10 protein-coding genes are annotated in these 10,788 nt (G+C 66.8%); 6 read left to right on the forward strand and 4 right to left on the reverse strand.

Going from position 1 to position 10,788, the window contains the following annotated elements:
• The first annotated feature begins 86 nt into the window (after window positions 1-86).
• The 4 genes from L8K25_RS18110 to L8K25_RS18125 are packed head-to-tail and all read left to right on the forward strand — an operon-like array spanning window position 87 to window position 4,322.
• The gene (locus tag L8K25_RS18110) at window positions 87-1,220 is read left to right on the forward strand and encodes a fumarylacetoacetate hydrolase family protein (protein ID WP_242140399.1); all 1,134 of its coding nucleotides are present in this window, start codon (window positions 87-89) and stop codon (window positions 1,218-1,220) included.
• A gap of 5 nt (window positions 1,221-1,225) precedes the next feature.
• Window positions 1,226-1,993 carry an SDR family oxidoreductase gene (locus L8K25_RS18115; RefSeq protein WP_242140400.1) on the forward strand — a complete coding sequence of 256 codons (768 nt, stop codon included), beginning with the start codon at window positions 1,226-1,228 and terminating at the stop codon, window positions 1,991-1,993.
• Window positions 1,994-2,005: 12 nt separating this feature from the next.
• Window positions 2,006-2,863 (forward strand): SMP-30/gluconolactonase/LRE family protein, encoded by an 858-nt coding sequence (locus L8K25_RS18120; protein ID WP_242140401.1) that lies wholly within the window; start codon window positions 2,006-2,008, stop codon window positions 2,861-2,863.
• A gap of 25 nt (window positions 2,864-2,888) precedes the next feature.
• The gene (locus L8K25_RS18125) at window positions 2,889-4,322 is read left to right on the forward strand and encodes a sugar porter family MFS transporter (RefSeq protein ID WP_242140402.1); all 1,434 of its coding nucleotides are present in this window, start codon (window positions 2,889-2,891) and stop codon (window positions 4,320-4,322) included.
• 108 nt (window positions 4,323-4,430) lie between these two features.
• On the opposite strand, the gene L8K25_RS18130 is transcribed toward L8K25_RS18125, so the two are convergent.
• Window positions 4,431-5,393, reverse strand: coding sequence for a glycosyltransferase (locus tag L8K25_RS18130; protein ID WP_347341161.1), 963 nt, complete (start codon window positions 5,391-5,393; stop codon window positions 4,431-4,433).
• A 153-nt stretch (window positions 5,394-5,546) separates the two neighbouring features.
• Window positions 5,547-6,638, reverse strand: a complete 1,092-nt coding sequence (locus L8K25_RS18135) for a LacI family DNA-binding transcriptional regulator (RefSeq protein WP_242140404.1) — start codon at window positions 6,636-6,638, stop codon at window positions 5,547-5,549.
• 383 nt (window positions 6,639-7,021) lie between these two features.
• Between L8K25_RS18135 and L8K25_RS18140 the strand changes: the two genes are divergently transcribed.
• On the forward strand, window positions 7,022-8,338 hold the full coding sequence (locus L8K25_RS18140; RefSeq protein ID WP_242140405.1) for an MFS transporter: 1,317 nt from the start codon (window positions 7,022-7,024) through the stop codon (window positions 8,336-8,338).
• Window positions 8,339-8,381: 43 nt separating this feature from the next.
• The gene (locus L8K25_RS18145) at window positions 8,382-9,443 is read left to right on the forward strand and encodes a DUF2252 family protein (protein WP_242140406.1); all 1,062 of its coding nucleotides are present in this window, start codon (window positions 8,382-8,384) and stop codon (window positions 9,441-9,443) included.
• 41 nt (window positions 9,444-9,484) lie between these two features.
• Here the strand turns inward: L8K25_RS18145 and L8K25_RS18150 are convergent, their stop codons facing one another.
• Together L8K25_RS18150 and L8K25_RS18155 are read right to left on the reverse strand one after the other, a co-directional pair.
• Entirely contained in the window at window positions 9,485-9,733 is a 249-nt protein-coding gene (locus L8K25_RS18150; protein WP_242140407.1) for a hypothetical protein, read from the reverse strand.
• Window positions 9,730-10,734 carry a glycerophosphodiester phosphodiesterase gene (locus L8K25_RS18155; RefSeq protein WP_242140408.1) on the reverse strand — a complete coding sequence of 335 codons (1,005 nt, stop codon included), beginning with the start codon at window positions 10,732-10,734 and terminating at the stop codon, window positions 9,730-9,732. Before L8K25_RS18155 ends, L8K25_RS18150 begins: the two co-directional genes overlap by 4 nt.
• Between the last annotated feature and the right edge of the window lie 54 nt (window positions 10,735-10,788).

Below are 10,788 nucleotides of genomic sequence, written 5' to 3' on the forward strand. Positions count from 1 at the left end.
CTATCTTGTGGCTGTCGCGGCCTTGACAGCGTGCCGATGCTGGTGTTGTTAACGCTATCAAAATATAATGTCGAGGGGAGTGGGGAATGAAGGGCGAACGCGGCAGTCTGGCGTCGGCGCTACCGGAAGATTGGGGCACGGGAAGCTTCGTCGGCAGGATGCTGACGCGCGCGGGACCGTCGCCGATCCTGGTGGTGCGCGGGCAAGCCTATGACATGGCGCGGGTCGTGCCGACGGTCGCGGCGTTGGTCGATCGCGGCGACTTCAGCGGCGCCGGCGGCGATCCGATCCCCGACTTCTCGATCGCATCCGTCGACCTGCTCAGCCCGGTCGACCTGCAATGCGTCAAGGCCTGCGGCGTCACCTTTGCGGTCTCCGCGCTCGAACGCGTGATCGAGGAGCGCGGCCGCGGCGATCCGGGCGCCGCAAGCGCGATCCGCGAGCGGCTCGAGGCGCGGGTCGGCGGGTCGATCCGCGGCGTGGTGCCGGGTACGCCCGAGGCCGCCGCGCTCAAGGCGGCGCTGATCGACGATGGCCTGTGGTCGCAATATCTCGAGGTCGCGATCGGTCCGGATGCCGAGGTGTTCACCAAGGCGCCCGTACTCGCCACGGTCGGCGCGAATGCCGAGATCGGGATCCGCTCGGATTCGACCTGGAACAACCCGGAGCCCGAAATCGCGCTGCTGGTCGACAGCACCGGCAAGGCAGTCGGTGCGATGCTCGGCAATGACGTCAACCTCCGCGACTTCGAGGGACGCTCGGCGCTGCTGCTCGGCAAGGCAAAGGACAATAACGCATCCTGTTCGCTCGGCCCGCTGGTGCGGTTGTTCGACGACAGCTTCGGGATCGACGACGTTCGTTCCGCCGAAGTGTCGCTGCGGATCGAAGGCGCGGACGGCTACGTTCTCGACGGCGCGAGCAACATGGCGGAAATCAGCCGCGACCCGCTCGAGCTGGTCCGCCAGACGTTGAGCGAGCATCAATATCCGGACGGGTTTGCCTTGTTCCTGGGCACCTTGTTCGCGCCGGTGCAGGATCGCGACGACCCCGGTCGGGGCTTCACCCACAAGGTCGGCGACGTCGTGGCGATCGAGAGCGCAAAGCTCGGACGGCTGGTCAATCGCGTGGTGACCTCGCGCGACGCCGCGCCGTGGCAGACCGGGATCGGCGCGCTGATGACAAACCTGGCCGGACGTGGCCTGTTGGAGAACAAGCAGTGACGGCCATGCCGACCGACGACACGATGACGACGCGTGCGATCTACCCGAGCCTTGCCGGCAAGCGCATCCTCATCACCGGGGGTGCCACCGGCATCGGCGCGGGGCTGGTCGAGGCGTTTTCGGCGCAACGCGCGCACATCGCGTTCATCGACATCGACCGCGACGCCGGCGGGGCCGTGGCGGAGCGGTTCGCGCCCGGCGGGTTCCACCCTTGCGACCTGCGCGACATCGATGCGCTGAAGGCCACGATCGGCACGATCGCGGAGCAGCTCGGCGGGATCGACATCCTGATCAACAATGCCGCCAACGACGATCGCCACAGCATCGCCGAAGTGACGCCCGCCTATTGGGACGACCGGATGGCGACCAACCTGCGCCACCTGTTCTTCGCCGCGCAAGCCGTCGTGCCGCACATGCGGCAGGCAGGCGGCGGGGCGATCGTCAATTTTGGGTCGATCAGCTGGCATCTCGGCCTGCCCGACCTCGTCCTGTACCAGACCGCCAAGGCCGCGATCGAAGGCATGACGCGCAGCCTCGCGCGGGATCTGGGCCGCGACAATATCCGCGTGACGACGATCGTTCCGGGCAACGTCCAGACACCGCGGCAGGAAAAATGGTACACGCCCGAGGGCGAGGCCGAGATCGTCGCGGCGCAATGCCTCGACGGTCGTATCCAGCCGGCAGACGTCGCGGCGCTTGCGCTGTTCCTCGCTTCGGACGACGCCCGCATGTGCACGGGGCACGACTATTTTGTCGATGCCGGCTGGCGCTGAGGGGATAGCAGAATGGTTCAGTCGGTTTTTGCAGCGGCGGCGACGCTCGGGGAGGGGCCGGTCTGGATCGACGGCGGCCTGTGGTTCGTCGATATCAAGGCGCACCGCCTGTACCGGTTCGATCCGGCGGCCGGCACCGCGCGGCACTGGACCGCGCCCGACCAGATCGGCTGGGTGTTGCCCACGGAAACCGGCGACCTGATCGCCGGCGTCAAGACCGGGCTGCATCGTTTCGACCCGGCAACCGGCGTCTTCACGCTGTTCCACGATCCCGAGCCGCAGCATCCGGGCAACCGCCTCAACGACGCGACGACCGATTCCCGGGGGCGGATCTGGTTCGGTACGATGGATGACGGCGAAGCGTCCGAAACCGGGCGGCTGCACCGCTTCGCCGACGGCACCACGCAGGACAGCGGGCTGCCGCCGGTGGCGATCACCAATGGCCCCGCGGTCAGCGCGGATGCGACGATGCTGTACCACACCGACACGCTCGGCAAGCGGATCTGGCGCGTGCCGATCCACGACGACGGCGCGCTCGGCACGCCCGTGCTGCACGTCGAGATCGAGGACGGCGCGGGGCATCCGGACGGCTGCGTGATCGATTCCGAAAACTGCCTGTGGACCGGCCTGTGGGGTGGCTGGCGCGTCCGGCGCTACGACCCGGCGGGCAAGGCGATCCAGGAGGTGCGCTTCCCGGTCGCCAACATCACCAAGATGGCGTTCGGCGGCCCCGACCTGCGCACGGCCTATGCGACGACGGCGCGCAAGGGACTCGATCCTGCCGCGCTCGCCGACCAGCCCGAGGCGGGAAACCTGTTTGCATTCGACCCCGGGGTCGCGGGCCTGCCCGTGACCCCGGCAAAACTATAAACGAGAATTGGGAAGAGGATAGGATATGGCGACGGCATCGTTGCCCGGGCTCGGCCCGGATTTGAGCAAGGTCAATTTCGGCTTCATTGCCGCCATCGTCGCGGTGGCGACGATCGGCGGATTCATGTTCGGCTATGACTCGGGCGTGATCAACGGTACGCAAAAGGGGCTCGAGGCGGCGTTCGACCTCGGCAAGCTCGGGATCGGGATCAACGTCGGCGCGATCCTCGTCGGGTCGTCGATCGGCGCGTTCACCGCCGGGCGGCTCGCCGACCGGATCGGGCGGCGCAGCGTGATGATGCTGGCGGCGGCGCTGTTCCTCGTCAGCGCCCTCGCAGCGGGGGCGGCGAGCACGTCGATCATCTTCATCCTTGCCCGCATCGTCGGCGGCCTGGGCGTCGGCGCGGCGAGCGTCATCTCGCCGGTCTATATTTCCGAAGTCACCCCCGCCTCGATCCGTGGCCGCCTGTCGAGCGTCCAGCAGGTGATGATCATCACCGGGCTGACCGGCGCGTTCGTCGCCAATTACGTGCTGGCGCATTATGCCGGCGGCTCGACCGCGATCCTCTGGCTGGACCAGCCGGCATGGCGCTGGATGTTCTGGCTCCAGGCGATCCCCGCCGCGATCTACTTCCTCGCGCTGCTGATCATCCCGGAGAGCCCGCGCTACCTGATGGTCAAGGGATATGACGAACGGGCCCGCGTCGTGCTCGCCCGGCTGTTCGGGCAGGAAGAGGCGGACCGCAAGGTCACCGAAATCCGCGCGAGCCTGTCGGCGGATCATCACAAGCCGCGCCTGTCCGACCTGCTCGACAAGCGGACCGGCAAGATCCGTCCGATCCTGTGGGCGGGCATCGGTCTCGCGATCTTCCAGCAGCTCGTCGGCATCAACGTCGTCTTCTATTATGGCGCGACGCTGTGGGAGGCCGTCGGCTTCTCCGAGAATTATGCGCTCCAGACCAACATCCTGTCCGGCGTACTGTCGATCGGCGCGTGCGTCTTCACGATCGCGTTCGTCGACAAGATCGGCCGCAAGCCGCTGCTGCTCGTGGGTTCGGCGGGCATGGCGGTGACGCTGGCAACGGTGGCCTATGCCTTCTCGACCGCGGTGACGGGCGCGGACGGTGCGGTGACGCTGCCCGGCAACAACGGCGTGATCGCGCTCGTTGCCGCCAACCTGTACGTCGTGTTCTTCAACTTCAGCTGGGGCCCGATCATGTGGGTCATGCTGGGCGAGATGTTCCCCAACCAGATCCGCGGATCGGGGCTTGCGGTCGCAGGCTTCGCGCAGTGGATCGCCAATGCCGCAATCTCGGTCAGCTTCCCGGCGCTCGCCGTGTCGCCGGGCCTTGCGGTCACCTACACCGGCTATGCGGTATTCGCGGCGATCTCGTTCTTCTTCGTCAAGGCGATGATCAACGAAACACGCGGCCGCGAACTGGAAGACATGGAGGGCTGAGCCTGCTCCAGACCTGAAAAAGGCCCCGTTCCGGAGGGAACGGGGCCTTTTTTCTTTGGGTCGCAGCCGGGGTGCTGCGGGTACTGCCGGGGGGGGCTGGAGCGTGGACTAGAGCGCGGTCCCGGTCCCGGCTTGCAACGTGCGCATGTCGGCCTCGACCAGCGAGGTTCCGGAGGTGATCCAGGATCGCACGCGCGCGCGACGAAGGCCGTTGATCCAGTAGACGACGCCCATGCCGGGCCAGACCGGGGGCAGTCCGTCGCCGAGCGCGTTGGCAATCACCCGCAGGAATGCCCGTTCCCGCTTGTCCGCGCGCCGCGCGCGCAGCGGGAGGAATTTCTGCGGCCCGGTGTAATGCCGTAGCGCCGCCTGTTTCCAGAGATCGGTCTGAAAGGTGATCGACTGGACGTTCCAGGTCAGCGGTAGCGGCGTCCACTGGTTTTCGAACGCCTGGTTGAACGCGCATTGGTCCACCAGCTTGCACGCCTCGTTATACGGGCAATAGGATTGGTGGATCTGGCAGTATTTGTCATATTCGGCGCGAAAATGCGCGATGTCGCCGCGCGTCAGGTCGAACAGCATCACCCCCGAATTGAAGTAATATCGGGAAGCGTTGACGGGCGTGAAGGTCGTGGAAAATCCCGTCTCGCCGACTTCCTGGGTCTGCGACAGTTCGAACACCGCCGCGATCGGATTTCCGCGAAAATCGACCTGGGATATTGGCAGGGGCTCGTAGAAAATCGTGTCGGTGTCGGCGTAGAGAACGCGGTCATGCGCGCCGACAAGGCTCTGGATCGCGGTGAACTTCTGGTATGCGGTGCGCGTGAGGTGCTTGGTAACCTGGAAGTTCTTGTCCTGATACGTGTTCTGCGTCAGGCGAATGATCTGCAGCGGACTGCCCAGGCGCTGCGCCAGCCGGAGCAGGCCATCGGTTTCCGCCGGTCCATCCCAACGATCGATGAACAGATACGGGGTGAAAGGTTCCGTCTGGGTCAGAAGCGCCGATGCCATCGCATACCGCGCAAGACAGTATCCCCGTGCGTCAGTCACCATTGCCAGAGCCGAGTGCATTCGGAATTCCCCACGAACCCTGCAACTATGGACCTAAAGATATACGCTAGTCTCGTCAGCCGGAATAACGCATTTTGCGTATGGCAGTATTTCCTTCGGCCAGGATCTGTCTTTTCGGACGCCAAGGAAACCTTCGGCCCGGGCGGCCGGTCGTCAGCCTTCCTTGGACGCCAGCACCACCACGGGCCGGCGGCGTGGCGCCGCGTCGGACTGGCGCCGGATCAACGCATAATCGGCGAGGACGTGCGGCTCGGTGATTTCGCTGGAGCGTCCCGCCTTGCCCATGCGGATCGCATGCACGAGCAGTTCGACCGCCATGCGCGACATTTCCACGACCGGTTGGCGGATCGTGGTCAGTTCGGGCCAGATCGTCGTCGCCAGCGCGGTATCGTCGAAGCCGCAGACGGTCAGGTCGCTCGGGACGTCGAGTCCCCGGCGATGCGCGATCGCGACGGTGGCGGCGGCCATGTCGTCGTTCGAGGCGAAGATCGCGGTTGGCGTGTCGGAGAGATCGAGCAGGCGATCGGCCGCGTCGAGCCCCGAGCGATAGGTGAACAGCCCTTCGGTCACGAGCGCGGGATCGTCGGGGAGGCGCATGTCGGCCAGGGCGGCGCGATAGCCCTCGAGCCGCTCTGCGCTGGCCGTCTGGTTGGGGTTGCCCGTGATGAAGCCGATTCGCACATGGCCGAGCGCACCGAGGTGTCGCGTCATGTCATAAGCGGCCTGGCGATCGTCGATGCTGACCGACAGCGCCCATTCGGGCGCGCGGCCGGTCGCGACCGCGACGATCGGCACGCCGGCCGCCTCCAGCGCGGCGAGCACGTCGGGCGAATCGCTCAGTGGGGGCGGGAGGACGATCCCGTCGACGCGACCGTTGAGCAGATGCATGACGGCGGCGGCTTCCTGACCGGGCTCATCGCACTTTTCCACGACGAGCTGGACGTTGCTGCGGCTGGCCTGGTCGAGGCTGCCGACCAGGAACGCGCTGAGATAGGCGAAGCTTGGGTTGGAATGGAGCAGCCCGATCCGCATTTCCTCGCCGCCCGCCAGGGTGCGGGCCGCGGCGTTGGGCGCGTAGTTGAGCTCGGCGATGGCGGCTTCGACGCGTTCGCGGGTCTGGTCGCGGACGGTGTGCTTGGCGTTGATGACGCGCGACACGGTCATCGGCGACACCCCGGCCTTGCGCGCGACGTCGGTGATCGTCGGTACGTTGTGCTGGCGCCGGGAGGGTCGGGTTTCCGTCATACGGGTCCTTTCGAGGGCACGACTATGACCCGATCGTTAGGCTCTCGGCAAGTCGGGGTTTCCAGGCGTGTTCGCGGACGGCCCGACCAGGGGCCGATCGATGCTGCGGATCGGCGGGGCGGGGCGCAATGGCGGCCGTCTGGCGCGTCTGGGCGCGGTGCGGGGGCACCCTGACCAGTGCGCCGTTGACAGACCGGCGGCGCTTCGACCATGATAACGCTAACACAACGATGGCATCACAAGCAATGCCACGTCTGCGCACGCAGGGGAGGAATGCCGATGGGTCTTTGCACCAAGGAGAGCGTGGACAGGGTCAGCCCTCGACCGCGTGGCGTGGGTGTCGCACCCCTCTGGTTCGCTTTGTCGCAATTCGGCCGGCGCTCTTGAGCGCGCTCGGCGACCAGGTCCCCCGGGCACCGGAAACGGCGGAGCACGCCGTTCCCCGACCGCGCGGGCGAGTCCGCTGGATCATCTGCGCGCTGCTCTTCGCGGCGGTGGTATTGTCATACATCGACCGCCTGGTGCTGGGCGTCCTCAAGCCGGAGCTTTCCAGCCTCTATGGTTGGTCCAACACCGGATACGGCGACATTACCGGTTATTTCCAGGTGTGTTACGGGTTCGGCTTCCTGTTCTTCGGCTGGCTGATCGATCGGATCGGCGCACGGACGGGCTATCTTCTCGCCATGGCGACCTGGACGATCGGGCATCTCGCGCAGGTGCTGGTGACGAGCACGACGGGTTTCGTGATCGCCCGGATCCCGCTCGCGCTAGGGGAAGCGGGTACCTATCCGTCCGCACTGGCGGCGGTGTCGCAATGGTTCCCCAAGAAGGAGCGCGCGCTCGCGATCGGCATCTTCAATGCCGGTGCCAATGTCGGGGCGGTGGTCACGCCGCTCCTCGTGTCGCTGCTCGTCGTATCGTTCGCGCTCAACTGGCGGTGGGCGTTCATCGTGACCGGGTCCTTCAATCTGGTGTGGCTCGGCATGTGGTTCTGGCTGTACCGCAAGCCCGCCGACCATCCCCGGCTCACCCGGGAGGAGCGCGCCTGGATCGAAACCGAAGCGGCCGAGGATGTCGGTCGCGCGAGTTTCCGGCGCGTGCTGCGCCACCGCGAAACCTGGGCCTATATGGCCGGGCGCTTCCTGATCGATCCGGTGTGGTGGACCTTCCTGTTCTGGCTGCCGGACTTCTTCAGCAAGCAATATGGCTATGACCTCAAGAGCTTCGGCCCGCCGCTGGTGGCCATCTACATCATGGCCGACTTCGGTGCGATTTCGGGCGGCTGGTATTCGTCGCACCTGCTCAAGCGTGGCGTGGCGACTGGTCGCGCGCGCAAGCGGGCGATGTTCGCCTGCGCCCTGTTCGCGTTGCCGGTGATGTTCGCGGTCCAGGCGAGCAACATCTGGATCGCGGTCGGGCTGATCGGGCTGGCGTGCGCGGCGCACCAGGGGTTCTCGACCAACCTGTTCGCGCTGCCGGGCGATCTCTTCCCGCGCTATGCGCAAGGCACGCTCGTCGGGCTGGGCGGATTCGCCGGGGCGGCGGGGGGCTTCATCGCATCCAAGTCGCTCGGGTTGCTGCTCGATACGGTGGGGAGCTACCAGCCGTTCTTCATCGCGTGCGGCCTCGCCTATCTGCTGGCGCTGCTCGTGACCCACCTGCTCAATCCGCGCTACGTGGCGGTGACGATCGCCCCGTGACGGGGAATTGGCCGGGGTGGCGATCGCGGCTATGCGGGATGCCATGAGCCTGGATCATCCCGATATCGTGACGTCGGTCGCGCGCTATGAATCCGAACTGGCGGCCACGCTCGGTTCGGCGGTGGTGGACGCGGACGTGCAGGAAAAGCATCGCAAGATGCGCAAGACCGCGTTCCAGTTCCTCCGCGCCACCTGCTTCCGCTGGGCGGAGACCGCGGCGACGCTGTGCCCCTCGCTGATGACCGCAGCGCCGGTCGGCGCGGTGGTCGATTCGCACGCGGGCAATTTCGGCTTGTGGCGCGATGCGCAGATGCGGCTCGTCTGGGGCGTCAATGACTTCGACGAGGCGGCGCGCGCACCCTGGCCGATGGATCTGGTGCGGCTGGCCGCGAGCCTGGTCCTGGCGCTGGACGATGCGCGGGCGGGCGAGATCGCGGATGCCGTGATCGCCGGCTATGCCGACGGCTTGGCGACACCCCGAGCCTTCGTGCTCGAGCGCGATCACGCCTGGTTGCGCGACGCGTTCACCGCATCCGACAAGGCGCGCGAAGCCTATTGGGCAAAGCTCGATGCCGCCTTGCCGGCACCGTGCAATCCCGCCGCCTTCGACCAGCCGCTGCGCGCGGCGCTCGGTCCGGTCGAGCAGGCGACGATCGCGCCGCGATCGGCCGGGGTCGGCAGTCTCGGCCGGCCGCGCTTCGTCGCGATGGGGCAATGGCGCGGGGGGCCGGTCGCCGCCGAGATCAAGGCGTTGCTGCCGTCGGCCTGGGTCGGGGGGCGCGTGGCCGGGTTGGCCGATCGGCTCGCGCACGGACGGTTCCGCTCGCCTGATCCGACCTTGCGTTATGCCGCGGATCACGTCGTCCGGCGGCTGGGGCCAAACAGCAGCAAGCTCGATTTCGACACGCTTGCCCCGGCGCTCCACACCAACCTGTTTTCCGCCATGGGGCGGGAGCTTGCCGCGATCCACCGCGACTCGAGCGAGGCCGCCCCGATCGCCAGCGAGCTTGCGGCTTTGCCGGCGGGCTGGCTCAAACGCGCCGCCAAGACCGTCGCGGCCGCGACCGAGGCGGATTGGGACGAGTTCCGACGCGGCGCCGGCTGACGTTCGGCCGTCCTGCGGTGTCGGCCGGAGACTCGCGATCGTCAGCAGTCCTGGCGGTGTTGCTCCCGGCATTCCTTCTGCGCGCGCTTGCGCTCGCGGCCTTCGCGTTCTTCCTGCTTGCGCATCTTGCGGCCATAGTTGCGGTCGGATTCGGACTGGCTGGTCGTCGTCCAGTCGACGGTCTTGCCGACCGCCCGGACGGGAAAGGTCACGACACTGGCCGCTGTCCGGATGCAGCCGCCCGCCAGCAACGGAAGCATCGCGGCAGCGACAAGGGGCAGAAACTTCATCGGTTTTCCTTCACGGCGTTGCGCGTCTGTACGCCAATTCCCGGGAAATCGGTGAAGAAACCGTCGATGCCAAGGGCGAGATAGCGGCGCATCGCCGCTTCGATCCTGCCGTGCGCCGCGGGATCGCTGCCGACCTGCAGGCTTTTCGGCAGGAATGCGTTCTCCGCGCGGAACGTCCAGGGATGCAGCCGCAGCCCGACGGCATGCGCGTCCGCCACCAGCGTGCTGGGCGCTGCATCGCCATTCTGGATCATGCCGAGACCCGGCCCGATGCCATAGGCATAGCCGGCGATCGCCTTGAGGCCGGCGGGCGTCGCCATCGCGGCGTAGCTCGGCGCGGCATGGTCGGCGGGGCCGCCGCTTGCGTCCATCAGCTGGATCAGGCGCAGCCCGGTCATCCCGTGGATGCGCTTGAGATTGTCGACTTCGAACGACTGGATGAACACGGGATCGCTCGGCCTGCTCCAACCGGCGGCCTTCAGCTGCGCGACGAGCAGCGCGTCCATCGGATGCCCGATGCTCGCGAAGTAGCTCGGATGCTTGGTCTCGGGATAGATGCCGACGACCCGCCCGCCGACCGAATGGCGCTTGGCGAGCGTGATGACCTCGGCGAGCGTCGGAACCTCGAACTGGCCGTCATATCTGGCGTTGTCGGGCCGCAGCTTGGGCAGCCGCTCGATCGCGCGGAGCGTTTTCAGCTCGGCCAGCGTGAAATCCTCGGTGAACCACCCGGTGTGGCTCTCGCCATCGATCATTTTGGTGGTGCGGCGGGCCGCGAATTCGGGATGGCTCGCGACGTTGGTCGTGCCGGTGATGTCATTCTCATGGCGCGCGACGAAGACATTGTCCTTGGTCAGCACCAGGTCTGGCTCGATGAAGTCGGCGCCCTGTTCGATCGCAAGCGTATAGGAAGCAAGGGTATGTTCCGGGCGCAAGCCACTGGCGCCGCGATGCGCGATGACGATCGGCGGGGAGAGCGGATGCGATGCGGGCGTGGCCATCGGCGCACTTTGCGCCATCGCCGGGGGTCCGGCTACCAGCGACAGCACGGCCAG

Origin of the sequence: Sphingomonas sp. TREG-RG-20F-R18-01 (assembly GCF_022662475.1) — a bacterium.
Taxonomy (GTDB): domain Bacteria; phylum Pseudomonadota; class Alphaproteobacteria; order Sphingomonadales; family Sphingomonadaceae; genus Sphingomonas.